Source organism: Streptomyces sp. NPDC096339, assembly GCF_044762985.1.
GTDB lineage: Bacteria > Actinomycetota > Actinomycetes > Streptomycetales > Streptomycetaceae > Streptomyces.
This window is the reverse complement of sequence record NZ_JBIWFI010000031.1, coordinates 1-16,966: the sequence shown is the minus strand read 5'-3', so window position 1 is coordinate 16,966 and position 16,966 is coordinate 1. Positions and strand designations below refer to the sequence as shown.

Annotated in this window: 14 protein-coding genes and 3 pseudogenes; 7 read left to right on the top strand and 10 right to left on the bottom strand. The window is 69.8% G+C overall.

Annotated elements, in window-relative coordinates; all coding sequences use genetic code 11:
* Positions 1–294: 294 nt before the first annotated feature.
* Positions 295–630, bottom strand: a pseudogene (locus tag ACIQ5Y_RS29965) (helix-turn-helix domain-containing protein); the annotation flags it as partial.
* Between the two features lie 194 nt (positions 631–824).
* Positions 825–1,871, bottom strand: coding sequence for a S8/S53 family peptidase (locus ACIQ5Y_RS29960; RefSeq protein WP_403887232.1), 1,047 nt, complete (start codon positions 1,869–1,871; stop codon positions 825–827).
* 346 nt (positions 1,872–2,217) lie between these two features.
* On the opposite strand from ACIQ5Y_RS29960, the gene ACIQ5Y_RS29955 reads away from it, so the two are divergent.
* Positions 2,218–2,913, top strand: a complete 696-nt coding sequence (locus ACIQ5Y_RS29955) for a hypothetical protein (RefSeq protein WP_403887229.1) — start codon at positions 2,218–2,220, stop codon at positions 2,911–2,913.
* A 559-nt stretch (positions 2,914–3,472) separates the two neighbouring features.
* Here the strand turns inward: ACIQ5Y_RS29955 and ACIQ5Y_RS29950 are convergent.
* The 5 genes from ACIQ5Y_RS29950 to ACIQ5Y_RS29930 all read right to left on the bottom strand — a co-directional run bounded on the left by ACIQ5Y_RS29950 (position 3,473) and on the right by ACIQ5Y_RS29930 (position 8,547).
* Positions 3,473–3,910: a DUF4259 domain-containing protein gene (locus ACIQ5Y_RS29950; protein ID WP_403887226.1), complete on the bottom strand. Its 438-nt coding sequence runs from the start codon at positions 3,908–3,910 to the stop codon at positions 3,473–3,475.
* Complete coding sequence (locus ACIQ5Y_RS29945) at positions 3,876–4,595, bottom strand: alcohol dehydrogenase catalytic domain-containing protein (RefSeq protein WP_403887223.1); 720 nt, start codon at positions 4,593–4,595, stop codon at positions 3,876–3,878. Before ACIQ5Y_RS29945 ends, ACIQ5Y_RS29950 begins: the two co-directional genes overlap by 35 nt.
* Positions 4,596–5,066: 471 nt before the next feature.
* On the bottom strand, positions 5,067–5,669 hold the full coding sequence (locus ACIQ5Y_RS29940) for a hypothetical protein (protein ID WP_403887220.1): 603 nt from the start codon (positions 5,667–5,669) through the stop codon (positions 5,067–5,069).
* Positions 5,666–5,968, bottom strand: a complete 303-nt coding sequence (locus ACIQ5Y_RS29935) for a hypothetical protein (protein ID WP_403887217.1) — start codon at positions 5,966–5,968, stop codon at positions 5,666–5,668. Before ACIQ5Y_RS29935 ends, ACIQ5Y_RS29940 begins: the two co-directional genes overlap by 4 nt.
* A 521-nt stretch (positions 5,969–6,489) precedes the next feature.
* On the bottom strand, positions 6,490–8,547 hold the full coding sequence (locus tag ACIQ5Y_RS29930; protein ID WP_403887214.1) for a hypothetical protein: 2,058 nt from the start codon (positions 8,545–8,547) through the stop codon (positions 6,490–6,492).
* Between the two features lie 221 nt (positions 8,548–8,768).
* Between ACIQ5Y_RS29930 and ACIQ5Y_RS29925 the strand changes: the two genes are divergently transcribed.
* On the top strand, positions 8,769–9,191 hold the full coding sequence (locus ACIQ5Y_RS29925; protein ID WP_403887211.1) for a hypothetical protein: 423 nt from the start codon (positions 8,769–8,771) through the stop codon (positions 9,189–9,191).
* A 461-nt stretch (positions 9,192–9,652) separates the two neighbouring features.
* Here the strand turns inward: ACIQ5Y_RS29925 and ACIQ5Y_RS29920 are convergent.
* Positions 9,653–9,964, bottom strand: a pseudogene (locus ACIQ5Y_RS29920) (IS701 family transposase); the annotation flags it as partial.
* 148 nt (positions 9,965–10,112) lie between these two features.
* On the opposite strand from ACIQ5Y_RS29920, the gene ACIQ5Y_RS29915 reads away from it, so the two are divergent.
* On the top strand, positions 10,113–10,445 hold the full coding sequence (locus ACIQ5Y_RS29915) for a type II toxin-antitoxin system PemK/MazF family toxin (RefSeq protein ID WP_403887208.1): 333 nt from the start codon (positions 10,113–10,115) through the stop codon (positions 10,443–10,445).
* Positions 10,446–10,571: 126 nt separating this feature from the next.
* Here the strand turns inward: ACIQ5Y_RS29915 and ACIQ5Y_RS29910 are convergent, their stop codons facing one another.
* Complete coding sequence (locus ACIQ5Y_RS29910) at positions 10,572–11,489, bottom strand: immunity 49 family protein (protein WP_403887205.1); 918 nt, start codon at positions 11,487–11,489, stop codon at positions 10,572–10,574.
* A gap of 319 nt (positions 11,490–11,808) precedes the next feature.
* On the opposite strand from ACIQ5Y_RS29910, the gene ACIQ5Y_RS29905 reads away from it, so the two are divergent.
* From ACIQ5Y_RS29905 to ACIQ5Y_RS29890, 4 genes are all read left to right on the top strand, one after another.
* Positions 11,809–11,976 carry a hypothetical protein gene (locus ACIQ5Y_RS29905; RefSeq protein ID WP_403887203.1) on the top strand — a complete coding sequence of 56 codons (168 nt, stop codon included), beginning with the start codon at positions 11,809–11,811 and terminating at the stop codon, positions 11,974–11,976.
* 532 nt (positions 11,977–12,508) lie between these two features.
* Positions 12,509–13,087: a hypothetical protein gene (locus ACIQ5Y_RS29900; protein ID WP_403887201.1), complete on the top strand. Its 579-nt coding sequence runs from the start codon at positions 12,509–12,511 to the stop codon at positions 13,085–13,087.
* A gap of 677 nt (positions 13,088–13,764) precedes the next feature.
* Positions 13,765–13,977 (top strand): hypothetical protein, encoded by a 213-nt coding sequence (locus ACIQ5Y_RS29895; RefSeq protein ID WP_403887197.1) that lies wholly within the window; start codon positions 13,765–13,767, stop codon positions 13,975–13,977.
* Positions 13,978–13,979: 2 nt separating this feature from the next.
* Positions 13,980–15,404, top strand: coding sequence for a cytochrome P450 (locus ACIQ5Y_RS29890; protein WP_403887194.1), 1,425 nt, complete (start codon positions 13,980–13,982; stop codon positions 15,402–15,404).
* A 381-nt stretch (positions 15,405–15,785) separates the two neighbouring features.
* Here the strand turns inward: ACIQ5Y_RS29890 and ACIQ5Y_RS29885 are convergent.
* A pseudogene (locus ACIQ5Y_RS29885) lies at positions 15,786–16,966 on the bottom strand (hypothetical protein); the annotation flags it as partial.

Here is a 16,966-nt window from a genome sequence, read left to right as displayed (position 1 = left end):
CAACAAGGGGTGCGGCCACGGCTCCGCCAAGCGGAGCGAACCGCACGCACCTCTCCCGCTCCCGCCCAGGGCGATTCTCCGACGCAGAAGTTTTCCGGGAGGCTGCGCCGGACGGGTGGGACGGGCGGCGTTGCACCGTGATGCCGTTCGCCTGTCTGCCCCGCTCCACACGACAGCGGCCCCGGGCTGGGGCAGCGTCGTATGGGTGTACGGAGGTCCCCTCCGGGAAGAGGCTCGCTTGTAGCACTGGGAGGCCGGCAGCCGGTTCATGCCGAGCCTCTTGAGGATCCTGTAGACGGCCGAACAGGCGATGTCGATGTCGTGGTACCACTTGAGGTACATCTTGATCTTCATCGGACCGAAGTGGTAGTGCCGTCGCAGGTAGACGATCTTGTTGACGACGTCGGCCTCGGTGGCGCGGGGACAGTGGTGTGGCTTACTGGACCGATCCCGCAGGCCTCCGATGCCCTCGTCCTGGTATCGGTGCTGCCACTTGTAGAAACACGTGCGGCTGATGTTGTAGTAGCGGCAGGCCAGTGCAACGTTCCCGGTGGCTTCCTCAGCGTGGCGCAGGACCGCCAGGCGATGCTGGGCCTGGCGGTCCTGCTGCTGTCGCAGCGAAGGAGGCATGGCAGATCCCCATCGTGTGGCCAGTCCGAGGGTGTCGAGCCAGGCTGGACTCGGTGTGGTGAGGCGGCGGGCCATGTTCGCGATGGAGGCCCAGTAGACGCGGGAGGCGGGGGTGTCGGGGCGGTGGTCGTACTGACGGGCGAGTCGGCGGTGCAGCCTTGGAAGGCGATCCCGGCCAAAGGGTTTGGACGCCTTCAAGCGCTCAGGAGCGAGGCGGTGTGGACGGCTGCTGCATACGAGGTTCCGAAAATGTCCTTCGTGTTGCCCGCGGCGTCGGTCAGTGTGCCGAACGGATCTGCCTTTGTTCCTCCGTAGGCGTATGCGATCGTTCCCGTGACCCCCGAGAAGTTGGTGATGTTGTAGGGGGCGTCGGCGCCACTGAAGTCGGTTGCCTTCACGACGGTGGCGTGGGGCAGGAGAGCGGGGTACTGGACGCGCGGGTTGGGCGCGTTGCCCGCGGCGGTCACCAGCGGTGGCAGTGGTTTGTTGCCGCCGGCGCCGGCGGCAGCGCAGAGATCGGCCACGTAGGCGAGGCTTCCGCCCAGCGAGGACGCACAAGGAGGCGCGGCGAGGGTGGTCAGGCTCGCGTTGACGATATCGGGGCGGTGTGGGGAGTCCCAGAGGCAGAACGCGAGGGCCAGGAAGACCGCGAAGGAGTCGGCCAGCCCTTTGTCGTCCAGGACGCGCACGGGAATCACATCGGCGTTCGGCCGAAGTTCCCTGATGAGACCGATGACTGCGGTGGCGTGCCCGAACGGGTCGGCGGCAGTCTTGTCGAGCGGCGCTGCGCCGAGGAAGTCGATCATCTGGCCGAGCCCGGACGGCGCACCTGAATCCAGGACGGCGACCTTCCCGGCTGCCCCGACGCCCAGGTTGTTCAGCACCACGTTGATGTTCTGCTGATCGAAGACGGCCGTCGGCTCCGCCCCGCCCGAGGACGAACCCGGACCGATCGAGGCGGCCTGGAACTGATAACCCGGCTCGCACACCACAGGGAGCGCCGCCAGCTCGGCCTGCAGCATGTCGGCGGCAATACCGCCCACGGGCTCCCGGGTGTACGCGATCAGAACCCCAGGGCAGTCCGGTGAGAAGCCTTCGTAGTAGTCGCCGAGCCGGCGAAGCTTCACCGCATACACCCCATACCGACCGGGGGTGGCAAACCGTTCCCAGCCCGCCGCCACCTCCTGCAGGACGTTTCCCGGGCCCACAACGGTGAAGTACTCACAGTCCATCTGGCACACAGCGTCACCTTCCCTGACATCAAGTCATATACCGTCGCATAATTCCAAAATGGCAGCAGAGACCATCGAATACAAAGAAGACGTGGCAGTCCAAGCCGACCAGGAAGTCCTCGATGCATGGCATGCCGTCCCGGTGCCGGGCGGCGGATTCACTGCCAGCGGTCCCTGTCCGGCGTGCAGGCACCAGACCGCGCAGATGTTGGTACCCGATGTAGAGCCCGGAGCCGAGGCCGCCGAGGCCGCACCGGATCCCGCGACACGCACCACTCGCCGGTTCCGATGCCACTGCCACACGGAGCACCCCGGACGTCCTGCAAGGGTCCGGACAGGCTGCGGACGACGGTGGATGGCGGCCGTCGAGCCAGACGGCCAGGGCTGGCGGCTGTCCGCTGATGTCGACCCGCTCGTGGCCCAAGCAGCGCTGGAACTGGAATCCCCGGTCTCCGCCGAGCTCACATCCGCGCGCACCCTGGCGGAGAAGTGGCTGCCGGGGCTCGCCGCCCTCTACGGACTCTTCGCCATCGCAGGCGCCGTCGTGGGCAAGGACACCGTGAAGGACGTCTCCGATGACGTGCGGAACTGGCTCTTCGCCACCCTCGTGGCCGGCGCCCTCCTGGCGGCCTTGTCGATCGTGCTCGGCTACGCCGCGGCATTCGGCTGGCTGCGTATCAGCAAGGGCCAAGACGTCTCGACGGACGACAAGCTCATCCGGTGGTACGAAACCAAGGGCCGGAAGGCTGTGAGCACCGTCGCACAACGTCTGTGGATCGCGGTGGGCGCCGCCCTCGGGTCGCTGGCCTGCCTGATCGTCTCGCTCGGGCTGGTGTGGCTCGGCCCGCCGAAGAAGCCGGTGACCGCCCCGGTGACGGTGACCTACCGTCAGAACGGCCAGACCACAGCCAAGGCGTCCCTGTGTGGCACCATCGCCACCGACCCCCCGCCCCAGCACATCGCACTCCGCGTGACTGACGGGCCAGTCACGCAGACCATCTCCCTTCCCGCCGCCTGGGTCGAGAGGATCGAGCCCACCAAGAGCTGCTGACCGGACAAGCCGAGGTAGCCAGCCGGCGAGGGCGCGTGGGCACGTGGCGCCAGCAGCGGTCCACTTGATTCATGATCAGGATTTTTCGGCGCAGCGTGATGGCCGCTGCCCTGGCCTTTGTTGCCTGATCCTGCTGATCCTGCTCATGCGGATGAGGGGATATGCGGACGGCGTATCCGCAGGGGGAGGACAAGAACGGCCGCAACGCCGATAAGGGCCTGCTGATCACTGAGGCCATGGAGCCTCTGCAGGTCAGCGGGGACTGCCAGCTCATCGGCGGCGTGTGGTGGTCCTACTACGACCACCAGAAATCCACGGTTCCGGCCCCGGGAAGATCGACATACCACCTCGTCCCCCTGGCGGAAGTTCACGACTCGAAGCAGGCGGAGTTGGGTTCGACGCATCGTTCTGCTCCCGCAGGACGCCGGCGGCGAGGCGGGCCCGCTCATACGGAGAAGCGGACCGGCTGCGCGTCAGAGGGCGCAGCACGGCCTGGTGGCTCTGTTCACGGGTTGTGGCTCTGGCTCAACTTCTGTGATCCATGACTGTGGGTCACCGGTCATAGCTGGAAGAGGGCTTCCTCTTGTGGCGGGATCGGAGAGTCGAGGACGTCGCGGAGGCGGGTGATGTCTTGGCGCCATCTCGGCCCGTTCATGGCCTCGTCCCACAGCTCGGCGATTTCAGACCGCTCGTCGACTACTCGGTCCAGGGCTTCGACGGCGAGCGTCCGAAGGTCTGTCGGCAACTCCGGCAGCGGCTCCGATGGGCCGTAGTTCGAGCAGGCGGGCTCGCCGTCAGGATGCTGTGCGACCACCAGGGCCGCTGCGGCAACCGCTCGCTCGGCGTCGGGGGTGATCAGGTAGTCCGCAGGGTCGGCGGCGCGTTTGAGGACTCTTCGGATCATGGACTCACGTTCTTCCATGGTTGCCTCGTCCAGGTCGCCGGCAAAATCGGCGGCGGTGTCATTGTCGAAGGGGCCGATGTCCCAGGTGCCCATATCTCTCCTCGCGCGATCGTCTGGGGATCGTCGCACTGGCCACCGACAATGAGGTCAGGAGGCAAGCAGCACCCGCTACGGCGCTTCGGCCCTCTTCCAGGTGATCAACCAGAGGTATCTGAAGTCGAGCGGGTGAGGCCGTGGCGATGACGGTGGCGCCGTAGTGGCGCGCCAGGCGCACAGCGGCCTGGCCGACCCCGCCGGCTGCAGCGTGGATCAGAACCGTCTCGCCCCGCTTGATCTCGCCCAGCATCTGGGCCGCCAGCGCGGTCGCCCAGTTGATGACGAGGCCGAGGGACTGCGCATCACTCCAACCCGGGGGAACGGGAAGCACCCCCGCCGACGGCATCAGCATGTACTGCGCGGACGCCCCGTAGCCCGACCCGACGACGCGGGTGCCCGTCGGAAGCGGGTTTTCGGTCCCCTGGCCGACGGCCATGATCTCGCCTGCCGCTTCGAAGCCGGCGATGTAAGGAGCTGTCGGGCCGCCCTCGTAGTCGCCGTGGGCCTGCATGACATCCGCGAAGTTGACGCCCGCCGCCCCGACCCGGATCAGGTACTCATTCTTACCCGGGATGTACAGGGGGTAGCCGCGTATGAGGGTCAGGTCTTTCGGACCCTCGTGAGAGCTCTGGACCTGTACGGTCTGCGACTGCTCGGTAATGTGCCGCTCGGTCATTTCCATGGGCCGACCGTAAAAGCCTCACGCATACGACAAGGTCAACACCGCTCTCACGCGGGGTTCCTCCGGGATGCCTCGAGGAATCCGTCAAGGGCCGCCTGCTGACCCCTCAGACCCTCGATCCGCTCCGCCAGCCGGTCCCGGTACCGCTCCACATCCGCAAGGAACTGCGGACACACCCCGTCATCCGACGTCACATGCGGCAGCACCTCCCGACAACATCCGGGGGGGGTACGCGATCTTCCAGCGGACTGCGGAGACAGGGGAGCGATCACTCGCCCCTGTCTCACCCGGGGCGGAGACAGAGCAGCGCAGGAGGCCATGCGCTGCTGTCACGTACTCCAACCCGCCGAACCGCACCGACAAAACCATGCCGATCTCAGGATCCAACCGGGAACCGGGTTCAGCACACCGTGTGGGGGCGGTAGACGCGCATCGTCCGCTCCGCGACGCACACCGCCCCGTTGCCCAGGATCATCGTGCGGGTGGCCCGTGGCGGTCATCATCGGCCAGGACCAGATGCGGGCCATCGAGCGGGAACCGAGACGTACGGCGCCCGGCACCGACCACGACCAGCAAGGCAGACGGCATGCCGACTGGAACCTCGATCTTGTCGTGGGCGAGCAGCCAAGCGACCACCGCCGTGCGGTCGAACTGGGGATGCACGTCCGTGCCGCCGGCCGGGGCGGGGAAGTCGGCGTGACGGCGGCGCCAGTTCACTACCGCGGCACGCCCAACCCGCGCCACCTCCGCCAACAGCACCCAGTCCCGGCCCGGGACAACCGGGCCGAGGGCGGCGAGCGGGGAACGGGCGCCCGCGGAGGCGGCGTACACCGCCCGCCAGTCGACCGAGGGCCGGACTACCGGGAGCAGGGCGACGGACTCCGCCGAGTACAGCGGGACCGTGGTCACGCCGCCCTGCCGCTTGTAGTCGATCTCCACCGATCCGACCGGGACACCCAAGAACGACGCGCGGACCTGCACCACGGGCCGCTCGAACTCGCCTGCAGCCTCATACGCCTCCGCCGTCTCCGAACTTCCTTCTGAAAGATCAGTGAGGTCGAAGGCGGTGTTCACCGAATTTCCCCGTCCGGCACCTCCGTGAGCGTGAGGGTTCCATCCTCCGCCTCGAAGACTCTCACCAAGATCCCGGGGCTGTCCTCGCCGGGAAACGCAACGGAGAAGCAAGGGTCCATCTCCATCAGGAAGTCCCAACCCTCCCGCTGGGTCGCGTCGAGGGCATTGGCATGCCGACCGGTTGCCCGCCACGTGCCGCCCGCGTCGACAGCGACGGTGAGGTCGATGCCGTACTCCTCAAGGCACGTCTCGTGATTGGCCCACCATTCGAGGCGGGCCTGACCCACGAATCGCTCCATGAGCACACTATGCACGGCACCCAGGCCGAACGGGCAGGTTTGTGCAGCTGCCGGCTGTCATGGGGCAGGCCGTGAGACAGGACTGCATGAGGCAGGCCGGACAGGCCCACTCCTCAACCGGCTGCAGCGTGTATGTCTTCGCTGCCCCGGATCTCATTTTGAAACCATCAGTTATGGCGCCGCAGGGTCGTTCTGCCACCGCGAGGTCGGGCAGGGTCAGGCCTGTCTCTTGGGACGGTGCGAAGCCGCAGGCTGGCGTGCGCTTCGCACACCTACCGTTGGGACGTACTGCGTCCCGGAGATGTCGTGCTGGTCAAGCGGATCGCGCCGCGACGTCCGCGGGTACGGCCCCGCACGGCCCTGCGCACTCCTTCGGCGAAGACGCCCGGGGATACCCGGCAACAGGCCCCGGCAGGCGAGGCCGGAGCCGCCCGATCAGGCTCCCCTGGACGGGAGATCGGCCACCCGGGTGGCGATGCGCCGCACAGCCTGGTCTTCGTGACCTCCTCCGTTCATCCCTCTCAGCTGTCCAGCTCCCGCCGCCACAGCTCCTCCGTCAGCCGCTCCATCCCCACGGCGAGGTGCCGGCGGTAAGTCGACATCGGCAGGCCCAAGAGGTCCGCGGCGCGTTGTTGGGTGCCGGCCGGACTGAAGTACGTGTGGTGCAGGGCGCGGTGGGCGCGTCGGTCCCGGGGGGCTTCGCCGAGGGCGGCGGCGGTCTCCTTCAGGAGGGCTGACAGGGCGGCGGCCCGGTCATCCGGTTCCGCCCCGGCCCCGGCGCGGGCAGCGACGGACCGGGAGCGCAGCAGGACGCAGCCGCGCAGCCCGCCTGCGCGGCCCAGGCCGCGCAGGGCCTCCCGTACCCCGGCGGCGAAGGTCTCCGCGTCGAGCACCCGAAGCCCGCCGGCCGCCTCTGCGGGCGGGGCCACCGCCAGCGGGTCGGCCGCCGACTCCCGCTCGCACAGCAGCCCCAGCCACGCCAGTGGCGGTGTACGGCGCCAGTCGTGCACGAACGTCCCGTACGTACGGCCGCCCACGGTGAAGTCGGCCTCGTGCAGCCGCTCGAAGTCCGTGTACGCGCAGCCGTCCGCCCAGAACCCCGGGTCGGCGAACGGCAGCAGCGTGAGTGCCGGCCGCTGGTCCGCGGCCAGATAGTGGTGCGTCAGCCGCAGTGTGATCAAGGTCTGGACGGCGGACACGTCCTGGTACGTGTCCCGAGCCAGCCAGGCCCGCACCAGCAGGGCCCGTTCCCCCGCGCGCAGTCCGCCGTGCCGCGCCAGCCAGCCGGCGGCGGCCGCGGCCGCCGGGTCTGCGGTGACGGCCGCGTCATCGAGGTCCTCGGGACGGAGGCCGAGCAGGACGTAGAAGCCGGCCGGATCCGGGTCCGGCTCGGCCCGTACGGTTGCCCAGGTGGTGGCCGGGTGCCCCCACCAGGTGGCGAGCAGCCGGGCGGAGCCGGGACCCTCGTGGCGTTCGGCCATCGCCAGGAGGCCCGGGAGGTCGGACGCCGCGGCCGGGGCGATGGAGAGCGCGTCCAGGCCGGCGGGGGCGGTGCCCGCCGCGGTGACCGGCGCCAGGAGCGGTCCCACCAGCGGACTGTCCCGGTGCAGGTAGGCGAAGTCGGCCAGGACGGTGCGCTGCCGGGCCCGATCCTCGCCGTCGGTGAACAGCTGCTGGTAGTACGCGCTCGCCCGGCGGCGCAGCTCCGCACGGCGGGCCGGGTGACGCCAGCCGAGTTCGGCGTCGAGGACGGAGCGGGCCAGGTCGTGCGGGCGGATCCCGCGGCTGCCGTACTCGGTGACCGACAGTGTGCACAGCCACTCGAACAGGCCGCTGGCGTCCGGCACCCCGACCAGCGCGGCGAGCAGCGGCTCGGTCGTGACCAGCACCTGCGCGTAGGCCTCCAGGGCGGCCCGGTGCTGCGGGCTCGGCACCACGTCGAGCAGCGCGGCGAGCAGGGTGTTCACCACGCGGGGCGGCGACGCCGGACCGGTGCCGCCGCGCGCACCGTGCACGCGTACGTCGGCCATGAGGGCGAGCGCCAGCGGGTGCCCGTGCGTGAACGCCAGTATGTGCGGATGCTCCACCTCGGGTACGCCGCGCCGCGCGAGGAGTTCGGCGCTCTCCGCCGGATCCAGCGGAGTCAGCGGCATCGGGCGCAGCAGGCCGAGCCAGGCCGGGTCGGTCCGCCAGGCCAGCGGCGGCGGCTCGCGGTCGGCGAGGACCAGCACGGCGTTGTCGGGGACGTGCGCGAGCAGCTGCTCGGCGGCTGGGACGGCGCCGGGCACGTCAACCACGACGAGGCTGCCGGGCGCGATCCGGGGAAGGGGCGGATCGGCGGCCGGCTCATGTACCAGCACGGTCACCTGCCGCCCGGCGCTGCCGGCCAGCCACGCGAAATGGTGCAGCAGCGTCGACTTCCCGATCCCCGCCGAGCCGTGGACGTGAACCACGGCGCCGCACCCCTCGGCCAGGATCCGGCGGAACTCCGCCACCTCCGCCTGCCGCCCCACGAACACCCTGGCCCGCGCCGCGGCGAAGCGGTCGGCCATCCGCTGCGATACCTGCTGTCCCCCCACGGGACGGTAATACCACCGGATGGACGGGGAGGGGGCGCAACGAGCGTGATCTGAACGGAAGTCGGTCATTTTCCGGCGTGTCGGACGGATGGCGACCGCTCCTACGGTGAGGAGTGCCCGGGGAGAGCCAGACCCGGGGCACAGGGGATGCGGCGCCGGCCGCAGCCACCTGCCGCGCACGGGCCCGGTCGGGCCACACACACCATCAGGAGGGGATCGCCATGTCCACGCCCGCAACCACCACGTCCCGCCGCCGGATCGGCGTCCGGCTCACCGCAGCCGCCTCCGTCGCCACGGCCTGCGCCGCCGCGCTGCTCAGCGCCGCCGGGCCGGCCTCGGCCAGCCAGTTCTTCGGCGGCACACTCCACCCGGGCGAGCAGCGCTGCGTCCAGCAGTACGCCTCGTACCAGGTCCGCGCCGACGGCCGGGCCACCGGGCAGGGGGCGAAGTTCAAGCTCCAGTACAACGGTGTGACGGTCCCCGGCACCGGCTCCCCGGGCCTGGTCACCAACTGGGCCGCCGACCTGCGTACGGTGTGGGGCACGTTCCCCGGCGCCGGCTACTACACGGCCTGCGTGACGAACAACGGCACGGCCGACACCAATGTCCGCCTGGAACTGAAGACGGACGGCGAGGTGTTCTGACCCCGCCGTCCGGGCAACGCCTGGGTCCCCGCGCCGACCGGGCGCGGGAACCCTCACCGCAGGGCGAACCCGGCGTCGTCGGCCGCTGGTCGCCGGCGACGGGTGAGCGGGCACACCGGGCCGCCTGCGCGGGAGCGCGCCGCTCCTGAACACGTCATGGGGTGAGTACTCTCCCTGGCAGCAGACGGAGAACGCCGTGGGACGGCCGGGCGGCGAAGGGATACCACGTCTGCCTGCAGCAGCGTACTCAGCAGCTGGGCCGTCTCCGCTTCCATGTCCACTCCCCCGCCAAGGGCTTCATTGCTGCGGGCCAGCCGCGCAGCAGCTTCGCGAAGGGCGCAGGCCTCTGGCAGCGTGGCGGCCCGGGAAGATGTACCGGTGCAACATCTCGTTCTCCTCGGCTGCGAGAAGTCCCTGGTGCGCGGCCGAGAGCGAGCCAGCGTAGTCGTTGGCGTCCCGGCGGCGGGTGAACGCTGGTAGTGGCTGGCCTGGGATCGTGCCTGGTGGCGGCGTCGCCAATGGGACGAGACAACCCGGTGGGCCGTGTCGTCGACGAGCCGGACGACGAGCGCGTTGAACAGGCGCTGGATCTCGTTGCAGGTGAGCGGTATCAGCTCGTCCGGCTTCGGGTGGCGGGCGTGCTCGTCGGCACGGACAACGGCGAGGAGGGCATGGGCGAGCATCGCGAGGGTGACCCAGCGGTCCCAGGACGTCCAGCGTCTGACCTGGTGTTCCTCCAGTCCGGCCAGGCCCTTGCCAGACTGGAAGGACTCCTACCAGCGGCCAGGGTCTACGCTGTGACCTGCGGCCATCGGATGATCTTCAGTCTTCACCCACCGATGATTAACGATGGCCGCACCCGTCTCCCCAACGCGTCAGGGTCGCGCAGCGTCCACCTGCCGTCCTGTGTCAGGAGGACATGTGCAACGTGGCGAAGTCTGGTGGGTCGCGTTCGACGAACGGCGGCCGGTCGTACTGCTGTCGGGAGACGACGCGTCCGGGATAGAGGTGATGCAGGTCGTCGCTCCGGCGGGCGTCGACATCAGCGGCCTGGGCGTCGAAGTGACAGTAGGCGCCAGGGACGGACTGCCCTTTGAAGGCGTGCTGCGGATCGCGTTCCCGCGTCCAGGCTTTGCCCCTTGCACGTGGCTGACCACAGTGTCCCGGGACGACCTGATCGAGCGAGCGGGCGTCCTGTCCTCCGCGAAGCTCAGCGAGATTGAGGATGCCCTCCATCTCGGTGGACTCGGGTAGGCGGAGAAGAATCGGACGCCCCCGATGGCGTGGTCGATCTCGTCCAGGCGATCGACGCTGGCCACCTGTTTCCTCGGCGCCCCTCCCGATTGAGATCACGAACTACGGCTGGAGTACCGCGCGCCCCTACTGGCCGGGGGCGCGCAGCAGGCTCGTCGGCAGGTAGCCGGAGCGCACGTCCAGCTCCCAGTCGTGTGCGTGTACGGCGAGCGCCGCCAGAGCCACGACGGTGACCGGCAGCAGCGTCCTCGGCTCGGCATCCGGACCGGCACTGTCACGGTGTTCGAGGAGACGGCCGGTCAGGGCCTGCTCGAACGCGGACCGATCGTCGTCGAGGAGTACCCGCAGCAGTCGCTGGTCGGGGGTCTGCGGGCCCGCCGCGTCGAGCCGCGCGGCAGCCGTGGCGCGCTCCTCCTCCGCCGGCTTGCGCAGGGGCGGCACCCCGGACGCCACCCACGGCGAACGCGGCGTCTCCACCAGGTGGAGGTAGCCGCAGAGCGCGTCCATCTCGGCGAGTTCGGCAGGGTCGGACACCGAGCTCAAGGACGAGTGCGGCAGCCCCGCGTGGAACATGGGGGCGTAGTCCTCCCTCAGCAGCGGACCGATCACCCGGTCCCGCTCCCACAGCAGCCCGGTGACTACGCTCAGGGCGAAGGCATCCACCCAGACCCGCGCCGTGGGCGCCTGGTCGACCGCGTCACCGAAGCCGAAGTCCTCGCTGCTGAGTTCCTCGCCGACGAGGGGGAAGAAGACCTCGAAGTCCCCGCCGGGGCAGGTACCGAGCGTCAGCACACCGAGCGCGCACTCCGCCGCCGTCCGCAGGGCCAGCCGGCCCGGCACGCCCTCCAATTGCGGATCCTGGAGGGTGAGGGCGCCGACGTGGTCCAAGAGCTCGTCGCCCGTCTCCTGAATTCCCTTGATGGACAGGCTGTTGTAGCGCAGTCCGTGCCAGCGGCCGAAGGTCCGTCCCCTGATGTCCTCCAGTGCTCGACCCGTCCGGTCCTCGCCGACCTCGTGACGTGCTACTTCCCGCACGGTTGTCATCCTCCCGTAGGACAAGGCCAGCAGAAATCCCGCCACCCTCGTCACCGATCTTCAGGGAGCCATCCTTGCCGATCCCAGCGACAAGCCACGCACCGAGCCTCGTCCGAGGCCCGAGCGGCTACTTCCGGACCTGGGGATCGAGGCCGCAGGTGACGCTCTCGCGTCGGCCGTACTGACGGCGGCTGCCCCCAAGGAGGCCGCATCGCGAGACACCACGACAACATTGTTGAACGCGTTCAAGATTTTCGGATAGGGTCACACCACGTCGGAGCCTGGCCTCCGTGTGTGCACGCGAATCGGGCCCTATCTGAGGAGCATCATGGGCGCCGCGATACTGGTGATCTGGCCGATCTTTTTTCTCTACGCCCTCGTCATGGCGGGCTTCTGCTGCCTCGTCGGCTCCAAAACGTCTGGGCGGATGGGCTGCCTCATGGCCGTCGGCATCATCGGCCTGCCGTTCGCTCTATGCGTGGTTGTGATGGGGTGAGGCATGCCCAGCCCCAGGATGTCGCCTGCCTGCCCAGTCCAGGCCCGGAGCCTCCGCTCTCCGCACCCCTGCTGAGACGGCTACGGGTTCGCCGGTACGCCGGCCGTGCTGGTTGGGCACCGTGGAGAAGGTGTTCGCCGCGGTCGGGTCGGGGCTTGACGCGAGGACGATCTCGCCGGAGTCGCCGACGTGGGCCATCACAGGCGCCCAGTTCCGCTGCTCCAGTAGAGGGCGGGTGCGCGGCTGCTGCGGAAGTCGCCGAAGTGCCGCGGCCCGCAGGCCGCGCTCGATGTGGACCGCGAGCTGAGAGCCGATCTCCCGCCGGGCCGGCCGGTCCCCTACGATCGCCTCGCGCGCCGCGAGCAGCACGCAGGTCGTGCGCGCCGGGGCGACGCCACCCATGGCCCGGTGGATCAGCGGGAGGTCCACGCCGAGTGGGCAGTCATGAACTCAACCTGGCTGTCTGCTTCTTGAGAGGATCACCTCTTTTCGGCCACACTCCATTCGGGACCACACACTGGGGGGTGTCGGCATGCGACGACGGCGCATTCGGGTCGGCATGGCGGTTGCGGTCATGGGCTTGCTGTCGATGACGGCGGGCTGCATCGGGGACGAGGGGGCGCCACCTGACCCGCAGGGGCAGGGCCCCGCGAAGTCACCAGGCCCAGGCAAGAACGAGAGCAAGCCCCCCGCCGGGAAGACCCCGTCGACGGCTCCGGACTCGTCCCCGGCGACGGAACCGCCCCAGGGCGACATCTACATCTCCGGCACCCTCGAACCCGAGAACGTCACTACGTCCGACGGCGAGAAGGTCGCCTGCGTCAGCGGGATCCAGGCGGGAGTCAAGGTGAAACCCGTCAAGCAGAAGGCCACTTGGCGGGCAGTGGCCCTCACCCGCCCCCTGCCGACAGGCGGCCGGCTTCCGGAGCGGGGCGACGCCAAGGGCGTACTGGTCAACCCGTCGGCCGGCACCCTGACGCCGGGGTCAACGGCGAACATCCACGTGGGCGGCACGTTCGACAAGAACCTCGGGTCCTTCTACCTCGTGATCCAGAACGGCGCCAACACCACTACCCTCACCATGCATTACACCTGCATCCCCACGAGCTAGGCACCGCCACACCCGGCCAAGCGCCGCCAGGCCCTCCCCGTCGAGGAGGTCGGTGAAGACCGGGAACGACGGCCTGCAGCCGGATCCGCTGCCGCGCGACCCTCTCAGCGCCGGTCAACCCCCTCAGCCAAACTGCACGACCCCAGGTCAGAAGCATGACGACTGCTCAGTTCCACTGACCGGCGACAGATGTCAACGATCGGTGAAGCTGCTTGGCACCCGGCAAACCTGAGCAGGGTCCGGGCCGGCCTCTGTCCTGCTCCACTCGCCGGCTGCCGAGACTGCTCCAATGGCCGGCGTGGAGGCTGGAGTTCGCGCAGACCGTAGCCGGGAGGCAGACATTCCTCCTCCTTCCCTCGATGGTCCTCTGGGTGTGGAGCGGATATACGGGCACCCGTACATCCGCTCGGGGCCAGGTGCAGCCCATGGGCGCCGGTAGTGGACCGTGCACACAGGCCAGACGGCCTTCTCCGGTGGTTTCGGAGCCGGTTTCGCTGTTTTCCGGGGCCGGCGGGGCGGCGGGCAGGAACGGGGTAGAGGGCGGGTCATTGTGCCAGACGCGGAGGCCGAAGTCATGTCCCATCTCCTCGTGACGTGCCCCCGGCAGCTGCCCAGGGCGGAATGGAGGCAACAGACCAGGCGGAAACACCGCCCGGCACCTTTGAAAGGAACCACCCATGGCTGCCCTGATCCCCCTGCGCAAGTCGCTCCTCATCGCGATCTCCGCCGTCGCCGCGCTCGTCGGCGGAGGATCGGCCTTCGCCGCCTCGAACGCGGCCCCCTTGGCCAATGACCCTTCCGGGGCGAGAATCCAGCGCACCAGCCCGCTCACCACGCTCGGTACAGATCGTGGCAGTGCGTATTACTACTACTACGTACAGGGTCAGTAGCCGTGACGCTGCTCCGCGTGCCGCCCGGCCCCGCCGGGGCCGGGCGGCACGGCAACCGACGCGCCTTCGAACGCGACCAGCTCGGCTTCCTGCTCCACCAGCAGCAGTACGGCGACCTCGTACGCGTCGACGACGGCCTGTACCTCGCGAACTCGCCGGTCCTCGCCGAGGAGGTCTTCAAGCACACCAACACCACGTATGCCATCAGCCGCGACCTTCTGGGCGAGGAGACCGACGGAGGCCGAGCATCCGAGGACCTGGCCCTATGGATGCGGGCCCGCAGCCTGGCGGGACGCGGCCTGAACCGCACCAGCATGCGCGCCGCCGAGGACCGCTTCGCGGCCACAGCCGCCCGGCACGCACAGGCCTGGCGAGCGCGCGGCACGGTCGAAGCAATCCCCGCACTGGAGGACCTCAGCGCACACCTCATCGCCGAGTTCTGCCTGGGGCCCGATACCGGCAGGGTTCCCGCCCTCCTGGCCCAGCTGCAGGACGCGCTCCTGCCCCCCGTACTGCCGTTGCCCGCCCGCTGGCGCGTCCTGCGCGGGCGGCGCCTGCACCGCGTCAACCGCGACCTGGCGGCCGAGGTATCCCGCCTGATCGACCACCGGCGGGCGACACACCGCGACGGCTCCCCGCACGTGGTCGCGGACCTGCTCAACACCGCCCGTGACGAAGGCGCCATCACCCCTCAAGGAGCCACCAGCATCATCGTCGCCAACCTGTTCGCCGCCCACGAGACGACCGCCGCGGCACTCGCCTGGCTGTTCCTCCTCCTCGACCAGCACCCCCACATCCGCCGGCAGGTACGGGACGAGGCCGAACGCGAACTCGCGGGCCGCCTCCCGACCGCCACCGACGTCCCGCGCCTGGCCGTCACGCAATCCGTCGTGAAGGAGACACTCCGGCTGTACCCGCCCCTGTGGCTGATCGAAAGGACCGTCGAAGAGCCCACCGAACTCGCCGGCTACCCCCTGCGCCCCGGGCAGCGCGTCGCCGTCAGCCCCTTCGTCCTCCAGCGCGACCCCCGCCACTACCACCAGCCGACCGCGTTCCGCCCCAGCCGCTGGACCGACCGCTCCCCCGCCGATCCGCTGCCCAAGTACGCGTTCATGCCCTTCGGCGGCGGACCGCGCACCTGCCTGGGAACCCACTTCGCCACCGTCGCGATGACCATCACCACCGCCACCCTCACCAGCAGCTACCAGATCACCCGCACCCCGGGCACCACGCCCGTCTTCAGCACCCGCACCATCCTCCAACCCCACAAGCTCACCCTCGATATCACCGACCACCCGCCCGGCCGCCGCCCCCGTCCCGCCGGGACACCAGCCTCCGCCGCCGATCCCCGAACACCCCAGAACGCCCGGTGCCCCTTCACCGGCACCACGCCCCCACAGCCCGCAGACCTCCCTACACCCACGTAGTAGGAGCCAAGAGCCCACAAGGGAGACCGCAGCCACCATCGGCGGTCAGACGGGCGCGGCCTCAGTGGCCGCGGCCGTCGCAGCCGTGATCGCATCACCCACGGTGGCGGGGCAATGCCCGATCCCAGGAGCCCGCCCGGCATCCCGTACTACGCCACCCCGTGCGAGATCACCCCGCCCACCGATCCCTCCGCCGTCACCCGGGCTGCCTCTACTTCACTGGGAAACGACAACAACCTTCACCGACAAAACGACAACCCACAGCGCCACCGACCCCACTACCAGCCAAAACGCCTCACACACCTACCGCAGACACGGAGATCTCCGTCACCGCCGTCGGCCGCACGCGGCTCTCTGCCTTCCGGCGTGATGCCTGACCCATCAGACCCCCACATCGGAAGGCGTCACACCTTCGTTTCCGGCCGTGCCGAACCTGTCCGACCAGGCTCGGGTGAACCGCTCGTGCGCGGGTGCCGGGACCGCGGCGGAGGCTTCTGCCGGGGCGGCGGGTTTGGGGCGCGGGGCCTTCGCGGCGGTCAGCTCCTTGCGGACGGCGCGGTAATGGTCGACGGACCAGGAGTTCCAGCGGCGGACGGTGCGGTCGGCCGGGCGGTCGAAAGCGTGCAGCTGGAGCTGGAGGGCGGCCGCGTCACGGCTGACGCCGAGAGCCGCCGCCACCTCGTCCACCAGGTCCGGGGCGCTGAACAGCGGGTTGGTCTCGTACTGGCCAGGCGGAACGGGGGTGGTGGCGGACCGGTCCGCCAGCCTGCGCAGAGCGGTGAGCAGATCGGCGGGCAGGTCCGTAAGGCCGCCGAGCAGGACGCGAGCACCCTGCGCGGCGGGGTCTTCTACCGGGCGTTCGGCGAGCGCCCAGGCGACAGCGGTGGCGGCGGCCTGTATGCCGTCGGCCTCCAGAGGTTTCTTGAGGCGGCCGGTGAGCAGGGCCGTGGCCCAGATCTCCGGGAGTCCGTGGTCCGCGGCGAGGGCAGCGGCATGGCTGCCGTCATCGGTGTACGGGGCGCCACCGAGCAGCTGGGTCCAGGCCACGGCCATGCGTTCCGCGGCCGCGGTCATCCCGCCGGGTGCCCAGAGTTCTGCGGGGTCGCCGGGCAGAGCGGCGGCGAGCACGGTGCGCCGGCCGGCCGGCCCGAGCTGTCGCCGGAACTCGTCGTACGCGTAGAAGGTGTTCTGGTCGGCCTTGTACGGCTTGGAGCGGACCAGCTTGCGGTGTGCACCGTAGTCGTCGCTGCCGGCGAATCCGTCGAGGACCAGGGCGGCGATCGGGCGCGGCACCCCGGTGCGCCAGCGGAACAGGTCCACGGCCTCGTCGGGCACCGGCAGCGGCCCCTGTCCGGCGAGCAGGGTCAGCAGGCGGGGAAGCCGGTTGGTGTCATCGGCGGCGACGGTGTGCGTGGCGCACTCTTCGGCATCGGCGGGCACCGGATCGGCTGCTCGCTGGAGGAAGGGGACGAGGCCGCTGCGGTCCGGGCCGGAGGCCACGGCGAAACCGTCCGCGCGCAGTGCGGAGATCCGCGGCTCCGGGGCCCGGCCGGTCCGCCAGG

Excerpts from the sequence above, each read along its gene's own strand:
- ACIQ5Y_RS29935 (WP_403887217.1), bottom strand. The coding sequence starts at position 5,968 with ATGGAGCGATTCGTGGGTCAGGCCCGCCTCGAATGGTGGGCCAATCAC.
- ACIQ5Y_RS29905 (WP_403887203.1), top strand. The coding sequence starts at position 11,809 with ATGGGCGCCGCGATACTGGTGATCTGGCCGATCTTTTTTCTCTACGCC.
- ACIQ5Y_RS29895 (WP_403887197.1), top strand. The coding sequence starts at position 13,765 with ATGGCTGCCCTGATCCCCCTGCGCAAGTCGCTCCTCATCGCGATCTCC.
- ACIQ5Y_RS29945 (WP_403887223.1), bottom strand. The coding sequence starts at position 4,595 with ATGGAAATGACCGAGCGGCACATTACCGAGCAGTCGCAGACCGTACAG.
- ACIQ5Y_RS29925 (WP_403887211.1), top strand. The coding sequence starts at position 8,769 with ATGTCCACGCCCGCAACCACCACGTCCCGCCGCCGGATCGGCGTCCGG.
- ACIQ5Y_RS29910 (WP_403887205.1), bottom strand. The coding sequence starts at position 11,489 with ATGACAACCGTGCGGGAAGTAGCACGTCACGAGGTCGGCGAGGACCGG.
- ACIQ5Y_RS29950 (WP_403887226.1), bottom strand. The coding sequence starts at position 3,910 with ATGGGCACCTGGGACATCGGCCCCTTCGACAATGACACCGCCGCCGAT.
- ACIQ5Y_RS29955 (WP_403887229.1), top strand. The coding sequence starts at position 2,218 with ATGGCGGCCGTCGAGCCAGACGGCCAGGGCTGGCGGCTGTCCGCTGAT.
- ACIQ5Y_RS29900 (WP_403887201.1), top strand. The coding sequence starts at position 12,509 with ATGCGACGACGGCGCATTCGGGTCGGCATGGCGGTTGCGGTCATGGGC.